This window comes from Butyricimonas sp. (genome assembly GCF_019423355.1).
Lineage (GTDB): Bacteria > Bacteroidota > Bacteroidia > Bacteroidales > Marinifilaceae > Butyricimonas > Butyricimonas faecihominis.
On the sequence record NZ_JAHZBP010000006.1, the window covers coordinates 131,687 to 155,784 of the forward strand.

21 protein-coding genes are annotated in these 24,098 nt (G+C 42.9%); 19 read left to right on the forward strand and 2 right to left on the reverse strand.

Features of this window, described 5'->3' with window-relative positions:
* Positions 1 to 179: 179 nt before the first annotated feature.
* From QVC79_RS09900 to QVC79_RS09960, 13 genes are all read left to right on the forward strand, one after another.
* A complete protein-coding gene (locus tag QVC79_RS09900) occupies positions 180 to 3,179 on the forward strand; it encodes a DUF2268 domain-containing putative Zn-dependent protease (RefSeq protein WP_270593028.1) in 3,000 nt (999 codons plus the stop codon).
* A gap of 81 nt (positions 3,180 to 3,260) precedes the next feature.
* On the forward strand, positions 3,261 to 3,605 hold the full coding sequence (locus tag QVC79_RS09905) for a DRTGG domain-containing protein (RefSeq protein WP_027199838.1): 345 nt from the start codon (positions 3,261 to 3,263) through the stop codon (positions 3,603 to 3,605).
* A gap of 11 nt (positions 3,606 to 3,616) precedes the next feature.
* On the forward strand, positions 3,617 to 4,027 hold the full coding sequence (locus QVC79_RS09910) for an ATP-binding protein (protein WP_027199839.1): 411 nt from the start codon (positions 3,617 to 3,619) through the stop codon (positions 4,025 to 4,027).
* Between the two features lie 224 nt (positions 4,028 to 4,251).
* Positions 4,252 to 5,598 carry a [Fe-Fe] hydrogenase large subunit C-terminal domain-containing protein gene (locus QVC79_RS09915; protein ID WP_270593027.1) on the forward strand — a complete coding sequence of 449 codons (1,347 nt, stop codon included), beginning with the start codon at positions 4,252 to 4,254 and terminating at the stop codon, positions 5,596 to 5,598.
* A gap of 41 nt (positions 5,599 to 5,639) precedes the next feature.
* Positions 5,640 to 5,975 carry a DRTGG domain-containing protein gene (locus QVC79_RS09920; RefSeq protein WP_270593026.1) on the forward strand — a complete coding sequence of 112 codons (336 nt, stop codon included), beginning with the start codon at positions 5,640 to 5,642 and terminating at the stop codon, positions 5,973 to 5,975.
* Between the two features lie 11 nt (positions 5,976 to 5,986).
* On the forward strand, positions 5,987 to 6,697 hold the full coding sequence (locus QVC79_RS09925) for a PHP domain-containing protein (protein WP_124315990.1): 711 nt from the start codon (positions 5,987 to 5,989) through the stop codon (positions 6,695 to 6,697).
* A gap of 18 nt (positions 6,698 to 6,715) precedes the next feature.
* Entirely contained in the window at positions 6,716 to 7,510 is a 795-nt protein-coding gene (locus tag QVC79_RS09930) for a hypothetical protein (RefSeq protein WP_270593025.1), read from the forward strand.
* A gap of 550 nt (positions 7,511 to 8,060) precedes the next feature.
* Positions 8,061 to 8,438, forward strand: coding sequence for a response regulator (locus QVC79_RS09935; protein WP_270593024.1), 378 nt, complete (start codon positions 8,061 to 8,063; stop codon positions 8,436 to 8,438).
* A 267-nt stretch (positions 8,439 to 8,705) separates the two neighbouring features.
* Positions 8,706 to 9,254, forward strand: a complete 549-nt coding sequence (locus QVC79_RS09940; RefSeq protein WP_270593022.1) for an ATP-binding protein — start codon at positions 8,706 to 8,708, stop codon at positions 9,252 to 9,254.
* Between the two features lie 25 nt (positions 9,255 to 9,279).
* Positions 9,280 to 9,669, forward strand: a complete 390-nt coding sequence (locus QVC79_RS09945) for a (2Fe-2S) ferredoxin domain-containing protein (RefSeq protein WP_087422371.1) — start codon at positions 9,280 to 9,282, stop codon at positions 9,667 to 9,669.
* Positions 9,670 to 9,713: 44 nt separating this feature from the next.
* Complete coding sequence (locus QVC79_RS09950) at positions 9,714 to 11,504, forward strand: NADH-quinone oxidoreductase subunit NuoF (RefSeq protein WP_270593021.1); 1,791 nt, start codon at positions 9,714 to 9,716, stop codon at positions 11,502 to 11,504.
* Between the two features lie 57 nt (positions 11,505 to 11,561).
* Positions 11,562 to 13,334, forward strand: a complete 1,773-nt coding sequence (locus QVC79_RS09955) for an NADH-dependent [FeFe] hydrogenase, group A6 (protein ID WP_209279514.1) — start codon at positions 11,562 to 11,564, stop codon at positions 13,332 to 13,334.
* 17 nt (positions 13,335 to 13,351) lie between these two features.
* Complete coding sequence (locus tag QVC79_RS09960; RefSeq protein WP_087422374.1) at positions 13,352 to 13,828, forward strand: NADH-quinone oxidoreductase subunit NuoE family protein; 477 nt, start codon at positions 13,352 to 13,354, stop codon at positions 13,826 to 13,828.
* A 134-nt stretch (positions 13,829 to 13,962) separates the two neighbouring features.
* Here QVC79_RS09960 and QVC79_RS09965 read toward each other — a convergent pair whose 3' ends face one another.
* The gene (locus tag QVC79_RS09965; RefSeq protein ID WP_270593019.1) at positions 13,963 to 15,120 is read right to left on the reverse strand and encodes a hybrid sensor histidine kinase/response regulator; all 1,158 of its coding nucleotides are present in this window, start codon (positions 15,118 to 15,120) and stop codon (positions 13,963 to 13,965) included.
* A gap of 50 nt (positions 15,121 to 15,170) precedes the next feature.
* Entirely contained in the window at positions 15,171 to 16,853 is a 1,683-nt protein-coding gene (locus QVC79_RS09970) for a hybrid sensor histidine kinase/response regulator (protein ID WP_270593018.1), read from the reverse strand.
* Positions 16,854 to 16,978: 125 nt separating this feature from the next.
* On the opposite strand from QVC79_RS09970, the gene QVC79_RS09975 reads away from it, so the two are divergent.
* The 6 genes from QVC79_RS09975 to QVC79_RS10000 are packed head-to-tail and all read left to right on the forward strand — an operon-like array spanning position 16,979 to position 24,095.
* Positions 16,979 to 17,344: a response regulator transcription factor gene (locus QVC79_RS09975; RefSeq protein WP_124315998.1), complete on the forward strand. Its 366-nt coding sequence runs from the start codon at positions 16,979 to 16,981 to the stop codon at positions 17,342 to 17,344.
* Between the two features lie 4 nt (positions 17,345 to 17,348).
* Positions 17,349 to 18,497, forward strand: coding sequence for a sugar transferase (locus tag QVC79_RS09980; protein WP_270593017.1), 1,149 nt, complete (start codon positions 17,349 to 17,351; stop codon positions 18,495 to 18,497).
* A gap of 19 nt (positions 18,498 to 18,516) precedes the next feature.
* Positions 18,517 to 19,257: a TolC family protein gene (locus QVC79_RS09985; protein WP_270593016.1), complete on the forward strand. Its 741-nt coding sequence runs from the start codon at positions 18,517 to 18,519 to the stop codon at positions 19,255 to 19,257.
* Between the two features lie 5 nt (positions 19,258 to 19,262).
* Entirely contained in the window at positions 19,263 to 21,428 is a 2,166-nt protein-coding gene (locus QVC79_RS09990; RefSeq protein ID WP_270593013.1) for a GumC family protein, read from the forward strand.
* A gap of 13 nt (positions 21,429 to 21,441) precedes the next feature.
* The gene (locus QVC79_RS09995; protein ID WP_270593012.1) at positions 21,442 to 22,878 is read left to right on the forward strand and encodes an O-antigen ligase family protein; all 1,437 of its coding nucleotides are present in this window, start codon (positions 21,442 to 21,444) and stop codon (positions 22,876 to 22,878) included.
* Entirely contained in the window at positions 22,875 to 24,095 is a 1,221-nt protein-coding gene (locus QVC79_RS10000) for a glycosyltransferase family 2 protein (protein WP_270593011.1), read from the forward strand. The genes QVC79_RS09995 and QVC79_RS10000 overlap by 4 nt, the downstream gene beginning before the upstream one ends.
* The last annotated feature ends 3 nt before the right edge of the window (positions 24,096 to 24,098 follow it).

The window sequence follows — 24,098 nt, forward strand, 5'->3', positions numbered from 1 at the left end:
CAGACGTATTCAGGTCATTACCTGCAATTTACAACCTGTAACTTGTAACCACGATGAAAAAGAGATTCGATCTCTTTTTCATCGTGTACAAAGATAATTGTTCTTGATGGAGATTGTGGGAAAAAATAATTATTTTAGCGGAATAATTTTATAAAAAAATAAACTACAAGCTACTACACATGAGACACAAACATACCTCGTTTTTCTTAAATTCCCTGACAATAGGCATATTGCTTATATTCACACTTGTCACTCCCGGTAAAGCCCAATTTGTCGATCTCGGACAAGACCCCTGCAGTACCCGCTGGCGACAAATCAAAACGGATAACTTTCAGATCATCTACCCTGATTTCTTCGAGGATAATGCGCAATACCTTGCAAATATTTACGAGAAACTATACGCCCACGCCAATACCCTCGGCATCAAACCCAAAAGAATGTCCATGATCGTGCGGGCGAATGGTGGCGTGTCAAACGGGAACGCGGGCTGGGCCCCCAAGAAGAGTGAACTCTACACGGCTCCCCCGCAGGATGTCAGCGACGCTTGGCTGGAACACTTGTGTATTCATGAATTCCGCCACATTGTACAGTACGACAAGGTAAACCAAGGTTTCACGAAAGCATTATACTATATCTTCGGAGAACAAATCACGATGGCCGTCATCGGGGTATATGTCCCCATGTGGTTCCTAGAAGGAGATGCCACGGTATTCGAAACCTCCGTCGGAAAAAGCGGGCGGGGACGTTCACCCGAATTTCTCAACGAAATGAAAGCCCAAATTACGGAAAAAGGAATATACACCTACTACAAGGCCGTACTCGGCTCCTATAAAGATTTTGTTCCCAACCACTACGCCCTCGGCTATTATATGGTCGGGAACAGCCGTGTTCACTACGGTCCCGGTATCTGGCAGGACGCCCTCTCCCGGGTTGGAAAACGTCCTTACGGGATCACGCCTTTTGCCCGCAGCCTCAAACTCACGATGAACGAAAAACGAGACTCGATCTGGTCATCCCGTCATTTCCAGTCCCTTTTCGTCAATCCTGACAGCGTGAAACAAGCCAACACCCATTGTGATGCCAAACGCACGCTCTACCGGGATAACTTCAGCGAACTCCAACAAATATGGAAACAAGAGTCCGACCAAGTACTCCACTCATTCGATACCATCACGACCACAAACAAGATATACACGAACTACCATTACCCGACAGCCACCCCAACCGGACAAATCATTGCCTACAAGGAAGGATTGGCACAAGAAGGAGCCTTAGTCATCCTACACCCGGACAAAGACGAGATCATCACCCGAACGGGAATCATGTATGATTATAAATTTGCCTATCAGGACGAAACGCTCGTGTGGTCCGAGTACAAATACCATCCCCGCTGGGAACACGGGGGTAAAATGGTACTCGCCAGCTACGATATACGTCACAAGAAATATCACCGTTACCCCACCCGGCAAAACAGGTATGCCCCTTTTGCCGTGGACGGAAACTGGGGATTCGTGGAAGTTGACAAAGAGGACAACGCCTCCATCGTGATCCTTGACCACACGTTCCAAAAAGAAATATTCCGGGTAAAAGGCTCCGGAGACGAGCTATTCGTGCATCCCTCCTATGACGGGAAAAACAATATCGTCACCGTGGTGGTCTCTTCGAAAGGCAAACACCTCGAATCCATCGATATTCACACGGGCAAACGTACCCCGATCACCGCGTTCACCCCTTACGAGATTGACAATCCGGTTACCGTGAACGACCAGATTATATACCGGGGAGCTTTCGATGCCAACAACTCGTTCTACCGGCAAACCCAACCGCAAGAATTCGGAGCGAACATACTTAACTCCAAATTCGGCCTGCGCTACCCGATCGTTTCCCCGAACAAAGATTCACTTTTATTCTCGTTCTATACTTCCGACGGGTATAAACCGGGTAAAATTGCCATAAGCCAATTAGAAAACAAAGCCATAGACACCCAGACCTTCCGTATCGCCGACAGCGTGACACGACAAGAAAACTGGCAATTCAAGCTAACCGCCGACTCCACCTACGCCAGTCGGAAATACAATAAAACCTCCCACCTATTCAACTTCCATAGCTGGGGCCCCATCTTCCCAGATGCCGAAGACGTGGACATCGATTTCGGGTTAGCCGTCAGCTCGCAAAACAAGTTAAGCACCCTGTTCCTGACCGCGGGATTCGTGAGAGGAAAAGGTTACGAACACGGCAACTGGCAGGTAAAAGCCACCTACAAAGGATTCTGGCCCACCCTACAACTGGAATTCAAGAGCGGACGCAATGACGATTTCATGCAAGATTACGCGATAAAAATCGTTCAAACCCAAGAAATCGACACGATTCGTACCATTTATAAATCACAACGCACGAAAGGAACGGCCACGGTACAATTCCCGTTCAACATTTCCCGGAAAAACTATTCACGTTATATCATCCCTTACGTGAAATATGAAATTCAAGCCATACACTCGATAACACAGAGGCGTTCCTACCTGTTGGACCACAACCGGTGGACCAGCCTGCCTTCCAACAACCCGTATAACTCCGTACTCGCAAACCCGGATGATGTAAAACTCCAGATCATGCGCTACGGGCTTGTCCTCAACAACCAAACCCGGACAAGTCAACGGGACATCTATCCCCGCTGGGGACAACGCTTGGAAGTCGGGTACGCCCACACGCCATTCGACGGATTGGACTACGGCGACACGAAATGGGCAGAAGGGCGTTTGTATCTTCCCGGATTCTGGAAACATCACTCTTGGACACTCTACTTCGGTCATCAACTGAAATCGGATAAAACAACCAACTACTACGGGAACCAGATTTACTCTCCCCGGGGAGCCTCTCTCTACGGGTACAACCTGTCAACGTTGAAAATATCTTACGCCTTGCCGTTCTGGTACCCGGATGCCCACATCGGACCACTTGTCTACATGAAACGGTTCACGGCAGAACCCTTCTTTGATACCGGCTGGGAGAAAAATCGCTATTGGAACAAAACCTACCACTCCTATGGCGTGGAAATTTCGGCCGACACCCATTTCTTCCGTCTCCCGTTCCCCGTAAACATCGGTTTCAGAACCGGATACGAGACAAAAAGCAACTCCATGTTTGTCGATATGCTCTTCTCGGTGGCCTTCACCATTTGATAGATTCAAAATATTCGGATTCCCAAACTTTGAGAATCCGATTTTTTTTGATTACCTTAGGAGCAATCAAAAAACAAACTTATGACTCTAAAGGAAATTGCTGCGTTATCAAATGCCCGGGTGATTCACGAAAACGGCCATCTCGACAAGGTCATCCGTCACGCTTTTGCCGCCGACCTAATGAGCGACGTGCTCCGGTTAGACACCAGTGAGATGATCCTCATCACGGGACTAGCCAACTTACAGGTGATTCGCACGGCAGAAATGTCAGACATCAGTTTCATTCTATTTGTTCGAGGAAAACAAGCCTCCCCCGATATGGTAGAATTAGCCAAAGAGTGTAACATCGCTATCTTACAGAGCAAGCAGAGCATGTTCAAAGTCTGCGGACTTCTGTACGAAGCAGGGCTAGAGCCCATTTATTAAAAACAAGCATTATGGAATTCAACTACAACATCGAAGGAGGAAACTTTTCACGTGCCGGTACTGCCTCAAGCGAGGTGAAAAAGATACTGAAACAACTCAACGTCAACCCCGCCGTACTGAAACGAATCGTGGTAGCCCTCTACGAAGCAGAAGTAAACGTGGTAGCCCACGCCTATGAAGGAACCATGCAAGTGTCTATCGATCCCACCGTCATCACCGTCGTCATCAGCGACCGGGGGCCCGGAATACCGGACATAGACCTAGCCATGCAGGAAGGATATTCCACCGCCTCCCCCGAAGTCCGGGAAATGGGATTCGGAGCTGGAATGGGTCTCCCGAATATGCAGAAAAACTGTGACAAACTAACCATCGAATCCAAAGTAAACGAGGGTACGAAAGTCACGATGACTACTTTTTTTTAACCGCACGCAGCAGTTAAAAAAGTTACAGGTTACAAGTTGAGCCTTCGGCTCTACAAGTTAAAAGTTAAAAGATAAAAACTGAAAACTGAAAGATAAAAGAAGTTTAGAATGAAAAAAGATTCCGTGATTGCCGATTCGATGATTGGGTGATTAAAATCACTTCATCGAAAATCATTAAATCACTTAATCGATAGGATCTAAAATTTAAAATCTAAAATTAATACATGGAACCGTTTTACCACGCCTTAAAAGTTGCCAGTACAGCCTGCATCGGATGCACGCACTGCATGAGCCTCTGCCCCACGCAGGCCATCCGCATCAAAGGTGGTTTGGCGACGATAAACAAAAATGCTTGCGTCGACTGCGGCAAATGCCTCAAGTCGTGTCCGCAACATGCAATATACGTGGAGCAGGACGATTTCAACCAAATATTCAATTTCAAACACCGGATCATCCTTCTCCCGACAGTCCTTTTCGGACAATTCTCGGAAGAAATCACGGAACAACAAATCTTCGCGGAACTCCACCAGATGGGGTTCACGGAAGTAATCGAGGTAGCACAGGCATCGGGCATCCTAGCAAAAGCCATACAACGTTACATGGAAAAGAACTCTTACGAGCGTCCCTTCATCTCGTCCTTCTGCCCGGCAATCGTCCGCTTGATACAGGTACGTTTCCCCTCGCTGATAGACCATATCGTCCCGTTAAAACAAGCCATGGACCTGGCAGCCATCTTCGCCCGCAAAAAATATCTCGACAAGGATATTTCACCGGATGAAGTCGGCATATTCTACGTCACTCCATGTGCCGCAAAAATCGCGGCAGTAAAAAGCCCGGTTGGCGACGATCAATCCAACATCGACGGAGTTATCAACTTGAATTTCATTTATAACAAAATACAACTGGGCCTCACGCAACACCGGGATCAACCCGTGGGAACGGTAACCGAACGCACGTACCTCTCCCCCGAATCCATCGCCTGGGATTTGTCGGAAGGCGAGGCCTCTAAATTTGAAGGTCGTTGCTTGGCTATTGACGAAATCCACAACGTGATTGACATCCTCGAAAAAATAGAAAATGATGAACTCTCGGACATTGATTTTCTTGAACTACGAGCCTGCGATCACTCCTGCGCGGGAGGAGCACTCGTCGTGAACAACCGGTTCCTAACCATCGAACGCCTGCGTAAACGGATGCAAGCCAGCAAACACGAGCAACAGCAACCCGATTTTGATGACATTCAAGAATACGAATCCTACCTTTTCAAGCAAGGCAAGCTCAGCGGGAAAATCCCGCCGCGTTCCATCGAGCAACTCGACGAGAATATGCTTGTCGCCATGGAAAAGATGGAAAAATTAAACCGCATCATGAACGTCCTCCCGCAAATCGACTGCGGGGCCTGCGGTGCCCCGGCCTGCCACACGCTGGCAAGGGATGTCGTGCAGGGAAAGGCTAAACTCAACCAATGCGTGTTCATGCAAAAACTCCTATGCAACGAAGAATTGATGACACCGGAAGAATCCCTTGAACTTTCAGAAAAAACTTGGGGATTAAAAAGATTTGGAGAATAAACGAGATAAAATATATTCACGAAAACCACAAACTACAAATTATGACAGTACAAGACATTGTTTCCCAGCTAAACCTCACGGTATGTTCCGGACAAGAAGGTTTACAACGAGAAGTTAAAGGCGGCTACACGTCCGACTTACTAAGTGATGTCATGGGACATGCCCAAGAAGGAGATGTATGGGTCACCCTGCAAACACACAAAAACGTCATGGCCATCGCCTCCCTGAAAGAAATCGCAGCCATCATTCTGGTCAAAGGACACCTCCCGGAAGAAGATACGCTGGAAGAAAGCAATAACGAAAATATCCCCATTCTCTCCAGCTCGTTACAGACTTTCGAGATCACGGGACAATTGTACAAACTACTTCACCCGTAATCACGAATTCCATGGAAATCCGGGCTGATCTACACATACACACCGTACTGTCACCTTGCGGGGATCTCGACATGAGTCCCGCAAACATCATCGGTATGGCATTACAGAAAGGCCTGTCCCTCATCGGGATCTCCGACCATAACTCCACCCGGCAAGCCCCCGTGATCCAGCAACTGGGCGAACAACAAGGGCTACGGGTTCTTTGTGGGACGGAAGTCAACACGGCGGAAGAAGTTCATGCCCTTGCATACTTCCCCACCTTGGAACGCCTTACCGCATTCCAGCACTTCCTCGATCTCCACCTCCCGGATATAAAAAACAACCCGGACAAATTCGGTTACCAAGTCGTGGTGGATGCCGAAGAACAAATTACTTACGAAGAAGAACGACTCCTGATCACGGCCTTGGATGTCGATATAAACACGATCGAACGTACCGTCCACGCGCTGGACGGCATCTTCATCCCGGCCCATATCGACAAATCCCGTTTCAGCATTCTCTCTCAACTCGGATTCGTCCCCAAAGACTTGAAATGCGAGGCTCTTGAACTCAGTCCTCACACGACACGGGAACAATTTCTTCAACAGAACGCGTACCTGTCCGGATATAAATTTATCCGCTCTTCCGACGCGCATTACGTTGACGACATCGGTAAAGTTTTCACGAACCTCTCGCTACCGGACTTGTCATTCGATTCCATCCGGGCAGCCATCACCCGTTAATTTAAAATTTGCAGGATTATGTTTTTAGACACCATGTCACCGGAAGCCATCGTCAAAGAGGCAAGACGCGATACCACCGCGATTCTGAACAAGAGGGATTTTTTCATCAACATGCATCGCCGGGAAATCCTGTTCGCCAAGAAATTTCCCGTATCATTTCAAATCGAGTGGAAATCCCCCCTCACGCACAACCAATGGCATATCATCATCGCGTGTAACAACAAAAAAGAACGGGAGAACCCGGACGTTTACTATTACTCCACTTACGAGACTTACAGGGGCGCCGGCATCATATTCCCCGTTTACAACATGAGAACCGAAGAACTCGTTTTCAGCAGATACACGGGACATTTTTTCAGTCGTTACCGCACACGCCACCTAGTACCCAATAATCTCTACACACCCGGTATGGACGTGATCCGGCATTATGTAGATCACAACAGTAGTTATTTTTACCCGCAAACCGACGCAGAAAAAAGATTCACGTGTTGCCTCACGGACGGCATTGCCCTAGGAATTTGCGAGAAAGGTCTCGACACTTTCCGCACTTTCATCTCACACGATATGCTATTCAAAATACAAGAGAGAGTCCTCCATTCCAGCATCGAACACCAACGTCTTCTCGATGATTTCATCAACGACAAACTCCCTGCCTCCTATCAAGAATACAACCTCCAAGGAAGAGTGGGAAGAATTGCCGGACCGGAACCCGCCCCCAAACTATCACTCGACGACGTGAAAGATTTATTAAAAAACAAACCCAAAATCCCCCTCTTCTCCCCTCCTTGTGGAAAAATCGAGCTGGAAGACTAAAAAAGGGAAATAACCACCCGGGATTATTATAGCTTATATCCCCGCAAATCAATGTTTTTTCCCCCTTGTAGGGTCACGGTTACTAGGCTGTTGGGCGCCTGTTAGGCGCCATCGCCCGATTGTCGCCCGATTGTCGCCCGATTATAGCCGCCATTTTAAGAGAGTTTAAGCAAACATAACACATTCCGAATTTAAAGCATAACAGCCAACAACAAAACTACTTACACAAAATCATAGCACATCACCTAATTACATCCCCGATAAATCGGTAGGATTAGGGTTTACTTATCGACAAACACGTAAACAAATAAATACCGGATTAGCCTGAAACAAATAGAATTTCCCCCTCTTTTTAAAGAATCAATAAACGAACGTTTTATTATATTGAAATGCTGACCATCAATAAAATGGAGAATGTCAATGTTCGATTTGCTTTCTATCTGATCGATAGAATATTAAAAAATAAGCAATATTGATTTGATTTAGTAAAAAATACCTATATTTGTGATGTTAATAAACGTTCATTTTTTGACACGAAGAACAAACTCCTATGGATAGTCAGAACACATTGCCAGTCAATAAATTACTCGTTGCCGAAGACAACGAAAGTAATTTTCTTTTAGTCATGACTATTCTAAAAAGAGACTACCAAATCATTCATGCCCTCGACGGCTTGGAGGCCATTCAAAAATACCGGCAGTACAGCCCGGACGCCATCCTTATGGATCTTAAAATGCCAAACATGGATGGGTTGGAAGCCACCCGTGAAATCCGGAAGTTAAACACTCGTATCCCCATCATCGTCGTGAGCGCTTTCGCCTTCGACAGTGACAAGCAAGAGGCAAGCGCAGCCGGCTGCACAGACTATCTTACGAAACCAATCGACGCTCGTTTATTAAAAGAAACTCTAAAGAAATACCTTTCCTAAAAAGGAAACAAAATTCGCACGAAATAGATCTATTTTTCGATATACGAATCACAAAAATCAACGAATTACAATACAGAATAATTTCTACATTAGAAACAATCTATATAATACCAAGTTGATAATAAATCTCTTGTTTCTATTGATAAATTAATTATATTTGGAACGTTTTTTCATGCGATTGAAATTAAATCATCGGGAAAAGATAAAAACTATAAGAATGTGTGCTTCTCATTCAAGAAAAAATAGAGTAATTAATACAGGTATTGAATGCAAACGTTATCGGACCATATCCTAGATATCGCCCAAAACTCGATACGAGCCCAAGCCTCTCGTGTTGAGATTGATCTGCAAGAGAATGCAACCGAAGATTCTCTTGTCATCACGATCAAAGATAACGGATGTGGCATGGACGAAGCCACCGTGGCCAAAGTGACCGATCCTTTTTTCACGAGTAGAACCGTGCGTAAAGTCGGGCTGGGCATTCCTCTATTCAAACAGAATGCAGAAGCAACAGGGGGAAACTTGAAAATAGAATCAAAAACGGGAGAAGGAACCATTATTGAGGCGAAATTCGGCCTTTCCCACTGGGACAGACCACCCATGGGTGATATTGCCGGAAGTATCGTCATTCTCGTATCGGCAAATCCCGAAATTGACTTTATTTACCGTCATTCGACGGAAAAAGGGGAATACACATTCGATACTAACGAAGTGAAAGAAATACTGGAGGGTGTACCTCTCAATGACCCGGAAATCGTTATGGCTTTGAGACAAATGATCCGGGAAAACATAAAAGAGATTACACAAACAAGTTAAAACAAAATAACCTTAATCATTTTATATGGAAAAAATCAAATCACTCGCGGACCTCAAACGCATCAAAGAAAACGTGCAGACGAAGATTGATCTTCGGGAGAAAAGTGAACAGGTTGAAAGCCTGATCCAGATTAAAGTGGCTATGGCAACTTGCGGAATCGCCGCGGGTAGTAAGGACACCATGAACTACTTTATCGAAAATCTTGAGAAAAACGGGATTGCTGCCGTGGTTACACAAACGGGATGCATGGGGTACTGTTACGCGGAACCGACCGTGGAAATCACAAAACCGGGGAAAGACCCGATCGTGTTCGGACATGTAACGACCGAAAGAGCCGAAGAAATCATTCAGAAATACCTGAAGAATGACGAGCTCGTGGCCGACATCATTCCGGTAAACTTTGAAACAATCTAAAACTAAAAAGGACAGCTAGAACAACTAATCAAAACCTTGAATCTATGAGTTATAAAATGCATATCCTCGTTTGTGGTGGAACGGGATGTAGAGCATCTGCCAGTCACCAGATTATTACCAGACTGGAAGAATGTTTAAAAGAGAAAAACCTAGAAGACGAAGTTCAGGTCATCGCAACCGGTTGTTTCGGTTTCTGTGAAAAAGGACCGATCGTGAAAGTCATGCCTGACAATACCTTTTACGTACAGGTTAAGCCGGATGACGCCGAGGAAATTGTAAATGAACATGTTATCAAAGGACGTAAAGTCGAAAGATTATTATATAAAGACCCGGAAAAGAAAGAAGCGGTAAGCGATTCGAAACACATGGGCTTCTACAAGAAGCAATTGCGTATCGCCTTGCGTAACTGCGGGTTCATTGACCCGGAAAATATTGAAGAATACATCGCCCGTGAAGGATATTCCGCGCTAGCGAAATGTATCACCGAGATGAAACCGGAAGAAGTGATCAACGAGATCAAATTATCCGGACTTCGCGGTCGTGGAGGCGGTGGGTTCCCTACCGGATTGAAATGGGAATTCGCGAGCAAATACCAAGCAGACCAGAAATACGTGGTTTGTAATGCCGACGAGGGTGACCCGGGAGCATTCATGGACCGCTCCATCATGGAAGGCGACCCGCATTCAGTGATTGAGGCCATGGCCATCTGCGGGTACAGTATCGGGGCTACCAAAGGATTAGTTTACATCCGCGCCGAATATCCGCTTGCCATCCAGCGTCTGAAAACAGCCATCCACCAAGCCGAAGAATTCGGTTTACTGGGTGAAAATATCTTCGGAACCGATTTCTCGTTCAATATCGAACTACGCTACGGGGCAGGAGCTTTCGTTTGCGGTGAGGAAACAGCACTGATCCACTCCATGGAAGGACACCGCGGAGAACCCACGATGAAACCACCCTTCCCGGCAGAATCAGGTTATCTGAATCGTCCGACCAACGTGAACAACGTGGAAACCCTAGCTAATATCCCGGCTATCATCATAAAGGGAGCTAACTGGTTCAACAAAATCGGAACGGAACGTTCCAAGGGAACCAAGGTATTCGCCCTTGCCGGAAAAATCAATAACGTGGGATTGATCGAGGTTCCCATGGGAACTACCCTTCGTGAAGTGATTTACGAGATCGGTGGCGGTATCAAAAACGGTAAAAAATTCAAAGCCGTGCAAACCGGAGGTCCTTCCGGCGGTTGCTTGACCGAGAAACACTTGGATGTACCGATCGATTTCGACAACCTTTTGGCATCCGGCTCCATGATGGGTTCCGGTGGTATGATCGTGATGGACGAGGACGACTGCATGGTATCTGTTGCTAAATTCTATCTCGAATTCACGGTGGAAGAATCCTGCGGTAAATGTACCCCGTGTCGTATCGGTAACAAACGCCTGCACGACATTCTGGAAAAAATCACCCAAGGCAAGGGAACCATGGAAGACTTGGATATGTTGAAAAACCTAGGTCGCGTGATCAAGGATACCGCTCTTTGTGGTTTAGGACAAACTTCCCCTAACCCGATATTATCAACGATAGACAACTTCTACGACGAGTACTTGGCGCATATCAAGGACAAGAAGTGTCCGGCAGGAAAATGTAAGGCATTACTGATGTACCACATTGATCCGGAACTCTGTATCGGATGTGGACTCTGCGCCCGCAACTGCCCGGTAGACGCTATCGTCGGAGAACGTAAAGAACCGCATTTCATCAACACGGCAAAATGTATCAAGTGTGGAGCTTGTATGGAGAAATGTAAGTTCAAAGCAGTAAGCACGAGATAATTTAAAATTGAGAGTTTAAAATTTAGAATTGCTTCGGCAGTTGAGGAAGTTTTTATTATGAACGAGAATATTACACTAAAAATAGATAACCGAGAGATCAGTGTTCCCAAGGGAACCACGATTCTTGAAGCAGCCCGGGATATGGGTATCGACATACCTACCCTTTGCTACATGAACCTAAAGGATTTGTGCATCAAAAACGCCCCGGCATCCTGCCGTCTCTGCGTGGTTGAGGTTGAAGGCAGAAAGAACTTGGCTCCCTCGTGTGCCACTCGCTGTGAGAACGGCATGAACGTACACACGAACACGATCCGGGTACTGAACGCCCGCAGGACCGTGTTGGAACTCATGTTGTCCGACCACCCGTCAGACTGTCTGGTGTGTGCCAAATCCGGTAATTGCGAATTGCAATCCGTAGCTATTAAATTGGGTATCCGAGAAATTCCTTTCGAGGGAGAGAAAACGGAATTCAGAGTCGACCTGTCCCCTTCTATCCGCCGGGATGCCACGAAATGTATTTATTGCCGTCGTTGCGAGATGATGTGTAATGAAGTGCAGACCGTGGGTGCGCTGGGTGCCGTTAACCGGGGATTCAGCTCCGTCGTGATGCCCGCATTCGACCAGTCATTGCAGGATTCCGAATGTACTTTCTGCGGACAGTGCGTTGCCGTATGTCCCGTGGGTGCCTTGACGGAACTGGATCACACGAACCGCCTGATCAAAGATTTAGCCGATCCGGACAAGACCGTGATCGTGCAAACCGCCCCGGCTGTTCGTGCCGCCTTGGGTGAAGAGTTCGCTCTTCCGGCAGGTACTTCCGTTACCGGGAAAATGGTGGCCGCTTTACGCAAACTGGGTTTTGCCAAGGTATTCGACACCGACTTCGCAGCCGACTTGACCATCATGGAGGAAGGCACCGAATTACTGGGTCGTCTGGGAGCATTCCTAAATGGCGATAAATCGGTGAAATTACCGATCATCACCTCTTGCTGCCCGGGTTGGGTGAATTTCTTCGAGAAACAATTCCCGGATTTACTGGATATGCCGTCAAGCGCCCGTTCACCACAACAGATGTTCGGGTCTATCGCCAAGACATACTGGGCCGAAAAAATGGGTATCAAACGTGAAAACCTCATCGTGGTATCCGTGATGCCTTGTCTGGCCAAGAAATTCGAGTGCGAAAGAGACGAGTTCAAGACAAACGGGGACCCGGATGTAAATTACTCCATCTCCACCCGTGAGTTGGCCGCATTAATCAAACAGACCAATATCAATTTCATGCAACTGGAAGACGAAGACTTCGACGCACCGCTGGGAGAATCCACGGGTGCTGCCGTGATCTTTGGGGCAACCGGAGGCGTGATGGAAGCCGCCTTACGTACGGCTTACGAAATCCACACGGGTAAAACCTTGGATAACGTGAACTTTGAAGGTGTCAGAGGTATCGAGAATCTGAAAGAGGCCACGATCGATGTCGACGGATTCGAATTGAAAGTAGCCGTGGCACACGGTTTAGGAAATGCCCGCAAGCTCATGAACGAAATCAGAGCCGGCAAATCCAAATACCATGCTATCGAGATTATGGCCTGCCCCGGTGGATGTATCGGTGGTGGAGGTCAGCCCTTGCACCATGGAGATTCTTCTTTGTTGAAAGCACGTACACGGGCTCTTTACACGGAAGACAGCGAAAAATCACTCCGGAAATCCCACCAGAACCCGTACATCATCTCGTTGTACGAAGAGTTCTTGGGCAAACCCATGAGCGAAAGAGCCCATCATTTGCTGCATACGTGCTACTTTAACAGAGGAAAAGAGATTATTGAACAATAATATTCGAAGTTATCATTATGACACAAATAACATTAGCGAAGTGCAAAGTTGACCAACTGGTAAAACTGTGTGAAGAATTCGGGAACCAACCGGGAGAGTTAATTAACATCTTGCACAAAGCACAAGGCTTGATCGGCTACCTGCCCAGAGAGGTGCAGGAAGTGATCGCCCGTCAACTAGATATACCCGTATCCAAAGTATACGGGGTGGTGACCTTCTATTCTTTCTTCTCGATGACCCCGAAAGGGGAACACCCGATCTCCGTGTGCATGGGAACCGCCTGCTACGTTCGAGGTGCAGAGAAAGTTCTAGATGAATTCAAACGTATCCTAAAAGTAAATGTCGGAGAGACCACCCCAGACGGGAAGTTCTCTTTAACCAGCCTGCGATGCGTGGGAGCCTGCGGACTTGCCCCGGTTGTACTGATCGGTGAAAAAGTTTACGGACGGGTTACCCCCGGAGAAGTGGAGAAAATTCTAAAGGAATTTGAATAAGAAACATAAAAGGCGGTCGATTGACCGCCTTTTATGTTAGTTACAAGTTGCAAGTTAACAGGTTACAAGTTCATACGATACCAACCTGTAACTTGCTAACCTGTAACCTGCAACTGATCTTGTCCCAGACAAAATCACTTTATCGGAATTGTGAAATTAAAGTTTGAACCGACACCTTCCTCAGAGGTAAACCACAAGCGCCCGTGATTTTTGTTCACGAAATCTTTGCATAATAACAGGCCCAAGCCGGAGCCTTCCTCGCTATCCGTACCGAAGGTCGTGAAATGCGTGGCCTCATTTAACAGTTTCCCTTGATCTTCTTTCTTGATCCCACATCCTTTATCTGACACGGTGACAAGTACTTCTTTACCATTCCCCTCCCCTGTCGCGTTCTCGTTGGTTATATCTTGCACCTTCACGTGTACCATAACGACGGTATCTTTATGACTGAATTTAATCGCATTCGAAATCAAGTTACGCACGACAGATTTTATCATCTCGATGTCAATGATGACATTGACGAACTCTATCTCGGAATTCAATTCTAACGAGATCGACTTACTTTGAGCGATCGGCTTAAACACCTCGATAACCCCGTCAACCAACCCGACCATATCTATCGGTTGCGGAACATTGGACAACTTACCCAACTGGCTCTTGGTCCATTTCAACAGATTATCCAGCAAAGAGAATACTTCCTCTGCCGTTTTATTGGTCATTTCCAACATCTCGAACACGTCCCCCGGAACGGTTTGCTGATCGATGCTCATCATAATCGTGTTACACAACATCTTGATGGAGGCCATCGGGGATCGCAAATCATGAGCAATCACGGAATAAAGTTTATCCCTACCGGCTATTGTCTTTCTCAATTCCTCGGTCTGACGTAAAATAATCCGTCTGGCATCCACCAAAGAAAGTTGATGCTCCACCCGGATCAACAACTCTTCCCGACGAAAAGGTTTCGATATAAAATCATTCGCACCGAGTTGAAAACCTTTCACGACACTTGCCGAATCGTTCAAAGCAGTCAAAAATATAATTGGAATTTCAGCCTGTTCCGGCTCCACCTTCAAGCGTCCTGCCACTTCGAACCCGTCCATATCGGGCATCATAACATCCAACAAAATCAAATCCGGATGTTCACTTTTCACTTTTTCCAAAGCTTCCGTCCCGTTCATCGCGTACACGATACCAAACCCCTCTCGCCCAAGTAAAGCCTTCAACAGCAACACATTCGACTGAACATCATCCACCACTAATATTTTATATTCAGCAGGATTTATTTTCATACACTTCATTTTTAAATTAACGCACGTAAACGCTGTCACAAATGTACAAACTATAATTTATTTTCGAGACATCTTTCAATCATAGTTTTCAACTTTTCAGCCTCTAACGGTTTGGAGATATATTCGTTACATCCGGCAGCAAGAGCCATTCCACGATCCGTTTCAAAAGCAAAGGCCGTGGTAGCTATAATTGGGATAGTCGGATTCAATTCCCGGATAATACCAGCCGCAGACAAGCCATCCAATCCCGGCATACGAACATCCATTAAAATTAAATCCGGTTTACTCGATTCGTATTTTGTCACCACGTCAATCCCGTCATTCGCTCTTAGCACGGAATATCTCTCTTCCAGTATAGCCTTGACCAACTCGTAGTTACAATCCATATCTTCCGCTACCAATATCAACGGTTTATTCTGTTCCCCCACCACCGGGAACGTACCATTATAAGGTATTGAGAAATAGAAACAGGACCCGACACCAAGCTCGGATTCTACCCAGATTTTTCCACCCATTTTGTCCAAAATGGATTTACAGATAGACAATCCTAACCCGAAACCCTGTTTCAACAAATCCAGTTTTTCAAAACGCCCGAATACATTATTCAATTTTTCTACCGGAATTCCGCTCCCGGTATCCCGCACGTACCCTTCCATCATATTCCCCTTCAGCTTGTACCCGAGAGTGATCGAACCTTTCTCGGTATATTTTATAGCATTGGAAATCAAATTTGAGTAGAGTTGTCTCAGACGGTGAGAATCGGAAACAATCGTTAGAGATACCGCGGGTCGCTCGAAAATCACCTTCACGTCATTCTTGATCCGCATCTGATGCATTTGCCGCAACTCTTCGCACAACTCGTCCATCTGTATGTTCTCATCTATGAATTCCATTCTACCGGATTCGATGCGGGATAAATCAAGAATATCATTAATCAGATGCAGTAATAAATTACTGTTCGCCTTGACAATATCCAAATATTCTTCCCGTTCACATTCGCCTTCCGTGTGAGCAATCACCTCGGAAAAACCGACAATGGCGTTCAAAGGTGTCCGAATTTCATGACTTACATTCGCCAAAAAGGCCGATTTCAAACGATCCGATTCTTCCGCCCGTTGCTTGGCCTCGATTAAAGCCTGTTCATCATCCCTTCTTTTTTGAATATCAGCAATAAAACCCAGAACTTTCGTAACTTTTCCTCGTTCATCAAATTCCTGAGCCACCCCTTTTAAATCCACCCATTTATACTCCCCGGTATTTAACAAATCCAATCGGAGTTCCAAGCCAATCTTGCACGACTCTCCCGCCAAAAGATTATTATAAATAGCCTCGAAAATTCCCCGGTCATCCGGATAAATACTGGCAACAAAAGTTGCTATACTAAAAAAGTCATCCTGAAATTCTTTTCGATCAACGCCATACGCCTTGAATAATTCATCCCCGATTTCTATTTTCCCGCTAGCAATATCCGCGTACCAAGGGAAAACGTTACCGGCCTCTAACATTAACGATAACCTAGCCACGTTATCCGTCAAGAATCTTTCTGTTCGTTTCACGGTCACATTTTCACACAAATCACCTTCATTCGCCCTCATGCTCTCCCCGTTCTTTGCTTGTTGGGAAATCTCTTCTTTCAATTTCCCGACTTTTCCTTGCAGCTCATGACACAAATTTTCTTGCGCTAACAACTTTCTAACGAGTTCTTCTCTCGTAAGGCTTTCATATACACCCATTCTATATTTCGATTAAAATCGACGAAATGTACAAAAAAAATGAATATTTTTCACATTTATACCAACAAAAATAATGCTATTTTGTAACAATATTGTATCTTTGTACTGTTAAAAGAAGGTGATATATGAGTAAAAGCATTCTGATAGTGGATGATAAACCTGAAATAGCGAAAGTTATCACGATCCAACTATCTAGGGATTACAACGTGCATTCGGAAGGAAATCCGATTGAAGCTCTTGCATGGATGCATGCAGGAAATATTCCCGATTTGATCATATCGGATGTAAACATGCCGGAAATGGACGGACGAACATTCCTTAAACAGCTAAAAGCAAGTTCCACGTTCAATTTTATTCCCGTTATTATCTTGTCCAGCTTGGAGAGTAGTAACGACCGGATTGAATTGTTGGAAGCCGGAGCTTCGGACTTCGTGCTAAAACCTTTTAACCCGCAGGAACTAAAGATCCGAGTCCGTAATTTATTGCGTTAAAGATATGTACGCGTATTACATCGGGGAAAACACAGACTGGATAAATAGGATATCACATTGTCTGGAGTGTCAAGTTATTACTTTCAATAACCCGATTAAAACGATTTTGTGCATCAATGAACAATCGAAGAAAGATATATCACCCACCTATATCTTTATCGAATCATACAATAAAAAAAGGGATTTACAATGGTTGGAGGCTATCGAGCAAAGTAATCTGAAAAACACGTATTTATTATTGCTTTCGGAAAAAGTATCAAAAGAAGATATTGCAGACTATCTTCGTTCCGGTGCCAGTGAAATCATCCATATCGACACGGCCCCAGAAGATTTACAAACGACTTTGGCTTTCCTGCCCAAAATAAAGCGACACTCGACAGTTCATGTTCAAAATAATCCCCGGAGATTCAAGCTCCCTTGGTGGAAAAGAACATTTGATATTCTCTTTTCCGGGACAGCTATCGTTTGCCTCTCCCCGCTTCTGATTGTAACGGCACTTGCCATCCGGATCGAAAGTAAAGGTCCTATTATATATAAATCCAAACGAGTCGGAAGTAATTACGACATATTTGATTTTCTCAAATTTCGTTCCATGTACGTAGACGCAGACAAACGCCTGAAGGAATTCGAAGCATTGAATCAATACAGGGAAGAAACACAAGACCAACAGGCTCATACTGAAACTTCCCCAACCTCCAATCAATCCAACGAGACTCTTCTCGTGGCCGATGATTTCATCACGACAGAAAAACAATTATTAAAAAACAGACGGAAACAACAGAAAAATGCTTTCGTCAAATTCGAAAACGATCCCCGAATTACCAAAGTCGGACGTATCATCCGCAAATATAGCATCGATGAACTTCCACAACTGGTCAATATACTGAAAGGAGATATGTCCATCGTCGGCAACCGCCCCCTCCCCTTATATGAGGCTGAGCTACTGACCACAGACGAATACATCGAGCGTTTCATGGCACCCGCCGGACTTACCGGTTTATGGCAAGTAGAAAAAAGAGGTGACCAAGGAGCTCTCTCCGCAGAAGAAAGAAAACAACTGGATATAAAATATGCCCGCAACTTTTCGTTCGGGAACGATATAAAGATTATTTGCAAAACATTCACGGCGTTTGTGCAAAAAGAGAATGTGTGATTAAAACAAGGTGTATATTATGAAGTATATTGTATTGACTATTGTCATTTTCTTCATAGGCATCCGACTAGGTATGCCCCAAGAAAATCTTCCAACAAACATTGACAACGTGTTGGATTCAACCTACACGAAGTTACAACTTCCTCCTTTGCAAGTATTTTTAAATGCTGTATATAATAATGCATCCGTTCAAATTCGAAAAGAAATAACAGAAGAAGAGAAATCTACCCTTCGTACCGAGAAAAAAAATTGGCTTAACTACTTTTCAATTCGAGGAATGTATCAATATGGAGTTACAAGCGGAAATATATCACAATCAGACACAGACTCTCCTTTATTTTATACTTACACAGGGACAAACCAACACTTATATAATATTGGTATAAACATGAATATCCCGTTAGACGATCTTTTTAACCGAAAAAGTAAAGTCAATGAAAAAAAATCAAAAGTAAAACAAGCTGAATTTGCTTACGAACAAGCTGTCGAGGAACGCAAACTACGCATATTAGAAGCCTACAATTCGGTATTGGAACATCTAACCTTACTTAAGGTAAAATCCGAAGCCGTTGCTTTATATAATGCCCAAATGAAGATTTCCGAAGCTGATTTTGTAAAAGGGAAGATATCTATCATTGATCTATCTCTCGAACGAGGAAGACGTACCACAGCTGTCGTAAATTTTCAAGAAACCAAAGCAGCTTTGCATAATTCCATCACATTATTAGAAATGCTTACTGGTGTAAAAATTATAAAATAATGCTCATGGAAACAAATACCATTACTTATTTAGCCCGTTTTATTTATCGTATTAGATATAAATTATTTTTAGGATCTATAATAACTTGTTTATTAACAATATATTTTACAAGATTTTTACCTAAAACATATACGGTATCAACCTCTATTTATACAGGTATTGTTTCCGGAGGAAGTATAAATGCAGAAACTTCCATGAACTGGAATGAAACAAATAATGCATTTGAAAACATCATCCAACTTATTCGTTCTAAAAAAACACTAGAACAAGTCTCATTACACTTACTTGCCCAAGATTTAACCTATGGAGATCTGACACAGGATACCAGATATATTTCCTCTGAAAATTATAAAAATCTTCTGAAATACACGAAAGATCTAACACCATTGGTCGATCGCAATTCCGTAGAAAAAACATTCCAAAATCTCAATTACCATCTACAAGATTCACCAGATAATCTAATTTATCGCATTCTTAGCAGTGAACGCCCATTCTATAGTTTTCACGCACTGAATAAAATTTCAGCTCGTCGCTTGGGAACAAGCGATATGTTGGAAATTGTTTACGAATCCAGTGATCCCGGCATTACTTACAACACGATAAAATTACTATTAGAAGAACTACTAAAAGGATATGAAAACATTCGTTTTGGAGCTTCACATGATGTTATCAAATATTTTGAAGAACAAATAAAACTGATACAAAAAAAGTTACGATCCCAAGAAGACTCTTTGATGAATTTCAGTACTCGCCACCGGATTATTAATTATACGGATCAAACCAAACATTTGGCAGAATTAAACAAAGACTATGAAAATCGCTACCAAGAAACTCTACTAGCATATACGGGCTCCCTCAATCTTCTTCAGAAATTAGAAAAGCAACTAGATATAAAAACCTTATTAACTCAAGAAAATGAAGGGTTTATTAAAACTTTAGATGAAATTTCCTCTCTCAATAGTAAAATCACCGAATTAGAAACCTTTACAACGACTTCTGGTGATGTTAATACAGAACTTCTAGAATATAAACGCCAATTAAAAGCTGCCGAAGAAAAGATTGCCAAAATATCCATAAATATGGATGTTTATAAATACACGAAAGAAGGACTTAAAGTCGAGGAAATGGTACAAGAATGGTTACGAGCTTTCGTTCAGAATAAAAAAGCCGAAGCCGAAGTAAAAACAATGCAACAATTACGGGACAAAATTGACGAAGAGATTTTTCGTTTTTCGCCACTCGGTCCTAGTTTAAAACGCCAAGAAAGAGAAATTGGCATTTCCGAGGAGACTTACAAAGAACTTTTACATGGATTATCCCTAGCTAGATTAAAACAAAAAAACATTGAAGTGACTTCAACAACTCTAGATGTCACAGTCCCACCGACTTACCCGATCTTTCCTAATGCAACTAAACGCTTATTATATATTATTGCAGCCTTCATCGGAAGTATCGTATTTATCATGGGATTTTATTTTCTGATCGAATTGTTGGATAGAACTCTTCGGGATGCAGAACGTGCAGAACGCTTTAGCAAGGGGAAAGTACTGGGTGTCTTCCCGAATAAAGGCTCACTAAAATATCGTGGCTTTAACCGGGTGTGTCAACGCCAAGTGATTCAATACACTTGTAACTCACTACAAGATTTATTGGTAAAAAATAAAATAAACATATTCAACTTTGTCAGTATTGACCCCAAACAAGGTAAAAGTTACATTATAAACGAAATTAAAGAACATTGGGAAGATTTGGGATTCAAAGTAAAATCAATTTCTTATGAACAGGATTTTAATACCACTTCGCCGGATTATATCTATGCAACAAGTATATTAAATATCACGTCTATACCCAAAGACATTGATATTTTGTTAGTAGAATATCCAGATCTGAAAAATCACCAGTTTCCTGCTCCCCTATTAACAGAAGCTATAGTTAATCTTGTTATTATAGATGCAAACCAAGCATGGAAAGACTGCGATCAACATGCCTTCAATCAATTAATTACAAAAGCAAAAAATTCTAAAACTTTCCTCTACTTGAATAAAGCCGAACGAGAAGCTGTTGAAGAGTATACCGGACAATTACCACCCTATACCCTCGGACGACGACTTATTTACAAACTATTCCATTTTGAATTAAGTGGACGAACCTCTTTAGACGTAAATGAATAAAACTCTCTCTACCATGAATACGATAACGACATACAAGAGAGTTTTAAGCTATGGAGGATTATCCACGGGACTCATACTCATGATTGTCTGTTTTATAAAAGATTCATTTTTAGGAGGAATCATTGTCGGGTGTATTCCTTTATTTTTATTGTATATTTATTTATTATTAATCCATCCTTATTGGGGATTAGTAACCCTCTTAATATTAAACTATTTCATAGTTCCCACCATAAGGTATACACATTTTGAAGGATTAAGTGTTGTCATTGATTTAATGATTGTCTTTACCTTAATTGCAATTATTATCAACTCTCTCGTTTCTAACAAAATAAATTGGAAAAAAATTTATAACAAATTAATTTTTGTCTCTTCGATATGGCTAGTATATTGTTGTCTAGAAATTCTCAATCCTACTGCAGATACCAATGCATGGATACTTTCGAGAGGATTTACCTATTATTTTTTTGCAATAACGCTTTTGACTCTTTTGCTATGTGAACGTTATAATGACATTAAACGAATCCTTTATATTTGGTCAGTGCTTACCCTGATTGGAGTGGCAAAAGGATTCATTCAACATCATTTTGGTTTCGATAGTTTTGAAAGTGCTTGGCTCCACGAAGGCGGTGGTAGAACTCACTTACTTATAACAGGCACTCGTTATTTCTCCATCTACGCCAGTGCTGGAATTTTTGGGGCTGTCATGGGACATGCTTTCATCATTTTTTTAATCGCCTCTTTTTACATGAAAAAAAAATGGATTAGGATCTATTTCTTTTTTGTCGCCTTTTCAGCTCTATACGGCTTGATCATATCGGGAACAAGAGGTGCCATTGCAATCCCATTAGCAGGGATCGCCCTGTGGACAATCTTATCAAAAAAGATCATGATTTTCATTCCGGGGATCATCTTACTAATTTGTATATACGTATTTTTTGCTCACACATTCATAGGACAAAGCAATCCGTATATTCGCCGAATCCGAACAGCCTTCGACCCGAATGAACCTTCTCTAGTCATTCGACGAGAAAATCAAAAACTATTTAAGGCTTATCTTAAAGACAAACCTTTCGGAGAAGGTTTAGGTCTAAGTGGTGTGGATGTTCAAGATAAATTTAAACGTTACACGACCTCCATTCCTACTGACTCATGGTATGTTAAAATATGGGTAGAAACTGGAATCATTGGACTTTTGTTGCATATCGGAATTTTACTATATATTATCATACATGGAGCTTACATCATCATGTTCCACGTCAAAAATCGAGAATTAAAAGGTATACTCTGTGCTTTATTATGCGGTGTATTCGGTGTAATAATATCCTCTTATGGGAATCAAATATTCGGCCAATTTCCTATTGTATTTTTTATATACACAAGTATAACTTTTGTTTTTATAGGCAAAGAATTAGATCAACAAATAACGAACAATCAAATAACAAAGATATGAATGAAAATGGTGCTTATTTTTCATGGCTAAATGTAAGCTGGTGGATAGAAAATCAAGATCTTATACTAACAATAATAGACAATATTATCTATTTATTTTTCATATTTTCTATTACTTATTTATTCATTTTCGCCCTATTCTCTTTACGAAAAAGAACAATTAACTATTCCCCTGCAACAAAAAAACAACGTTTTCTGGTGTTAATACCCGCCTATCGAGAAGACAACGTTATTTTGCAATCAGTATGTTCTTTACTAGAACAAAACTATCCCAAAGAAAAATATGATATTATTGTAATTTCCGACCAAATGCAAGAGGACACTCTTGAGAAATTAGAAATGTTATCAATCAGGGTTGTCCATGTTTTAGAAAAAGATAGCACTAAAACAAAAGCTCTACAATGCGCAATGGCACAATTCGACAAAAACACATATGATGTTGTAATTCTTTTGGATGCAGATAACATTGTAAACCCGGATTACATCAACAAGATTAATGACGCTTATTACTCCGGAGGTATGGCAATCCAAACTCATCGTCTTGCAAAAAATCTAAATACCCACACAGCCATATTGGATGCTATCAGTGAAGAAATTAATAACTCTATATTTAGGAAAGGGCATGTTCGCTTAGGTTTTTCCTCTGCTTTAATCGGTTCGGGGATGGCATTTGAATTCAACTGGTTTAAAGACAATATTCTCAAATTAGGTCACGTTGGAGTTGATAAACAACTTGAAGTCTTATTACTAAAACAACGCATTTTTATTGAATATTTAGAAGACGTGTATACATTTGACGAGAAAGTAGAGACATCTAGTAAATTTTATAATCAGCGTCGCCGCTGGTTGGCAACTCAAACTAAAAACTTAAGAATATCATGCGGAGATCTTCCTTACGCTATATTTAGTGGTAATTGGGATTACTGCGACAAAATCATTCAATGGATGATGCCTCCAAGGGTAATGCTATTGGGACTTTTAGTTATCATTGCTTTAGCATGGACATTTTTTAATTGGTCAACTTCCATTAAATGGTGGGTTGCTTTACTTATTTTACTACTTACATTCTGTATATCTATACCCAAATATCTGCTTAATAGCAAATCACAAAAGGCTCTAATTATGCTCCCTTTCCTATTCATACTAATGGTTTTTAATCATTTCAGAATTCGTGGGGCATCAAAAAAATTCATTCACACAGAACATAATGGACACTAAAGC

Excerpts from the sequence above, each read along its gene's own strand:
- QVC79_RS09940 (WP_270593022.1), top strand. The coding sequence starts at position 8,706 with ATGCAAACGTTATCGGACCATATCCTAGATATCGCCCAAAACTCGATA.
- QVC79_RS09950 (WP_270593021.1), top strand. The coding sequence starts at position 9,714 with ATGAGTTATAAAATGCATATCCTCGTTTGTGGTGGAACGGGATGTAGA.
- QVC79_RS09990 (WP_270593013.1), top strand. The coding sequence starts at position 19,263 with ATGGAAACAAATACCATTACTTATTTAGCCCGTTTTATTTATCGTATT.
- QVC79_RS09900 (WP_270593028.1), top strand. The coding sequence starts at position 180 with ATGAGACACAAACATACCTCGTTTTTCTTAAATTCCCTGACAATAGGC.
- QVC79_RS09930 (WP_270593025.1), top strand. The coding sequence starts at position 6,716 with ATGTTTTTAGACACCATGTCACCGGAAGCCATCGTCAAAGAGGCAAGA.
- QVC79_RS09920 (WP_270593026.1), top strand. The coding sequence starts at position 5,640 with ATGACAGTACAAGACATTGTTTCCCAGCTAAACCTCACGGTATGTTCC.
- QVC79_RS09980 (WP_270593017.1), top strand. The coding sequence starts at position 17,349 with ATGTACGCGTATTACATCGGGGAAAACACAGACTGGATAAATAGGATA.
- QVC79_RS09935 (WP_270593024.1), top strand. The coding sequence starts at position 8,061 with ATGGATAGTCAGAACACATTGCCAGTCAATAAATTACTCGTTGCCGAA.
- QVC79_RS09945 (WP_087422371.1), top strand. The coding sequence starts at position 9,280 with ATGGAAAAAATCAAATCACTCGCGGACCTCAAACGCATCAAAGAAAAC.
- QVC79_RS09970 (WP_270593018.1), bottom strand. The coding sequence starts at position 16,853 with ATGGGTGTATATGAAAGCCTTACGAGAGAAGAACTCGTTAGAAAGTTG.
- QVC79_RS10000 (WP_270593011.1), top strand. The coding sequence starts at position 22,875 with ATGAATGAAAATGGTGCTTATTTTTCATGGCTAAATGTAAGCTGGTGG.
- QVC79_RS09985 (WP_270593016.1), top strand. The coding sequence starts at position 18,517 with ATGAAGTATATTGTATTGACTATTGTCATTTTCTTCATAGGCATCCGA.
- QVC79_RS09915 (WP_270593027.1), top strand. The coding sequence starts at position 4,252 with ATGGAACCGTTTTACCACGCCTTAAAAGTTGCCAGTACAGCCTGCATC.
- QVC79_RS09960 (WP_087422374.1), top strand. The coding sequence starts at position 13,352 with ATGACACAAATAACATTAGCGAAGTGCAAAGTTGACCAACTGGTAAAA.
- QVC79_RS09905 (WP_027199838.1), top strand. The coding sequence starts at position 3,261 with ATGACTCTAAAGGAAATTGCTGCGTTATCAAATGCCCGGGTGATTCAC.
- QVC79_RS09965 (WP_270593019.1), bottom strand. The coding sequence starts at position 15,120 with ATGAAAATAAATCCTGCTGAATATAAAATATTAGTGGTGGATGATGTT.
- QVC79_RS09995 (WP_270593012.1), top strand. The coding sequence starts at position 21,442 with ATGAATACGATAACGACATACAAGAGAGTTTTAAGCTATGGAGGATTA.
- QVC79_RS09975 (WP_124315998.1), top strand. The coding sequence starts at position 16,979 with ATGAGTAAAAGCATTCTGATAGTGGATGATAAACCTGAAATAGCGAAA.
- QVC79_RS09910 (WP_027199839.1), top strand. The coding sequence starts at position 3,617 with ATGGAATTCAACTACAACATCGAAGGAGGAAACTTTTCACGTGCCGGT.
- QVC79_RS09925 (WP_124315990.1), top strand. The coding sequence starts at position 5,987 with ATGGAAATCCGGGCTGATCTACACATACACACCGTACTGTCACCTTGC.
- QVC79_RS09955 (WP_209279514.1), top strand. The coding sequence starts at position 11,562 with ATGAACGAGAATATTACACTAAAAATAGATAACCGAGAGATCAGTGTT.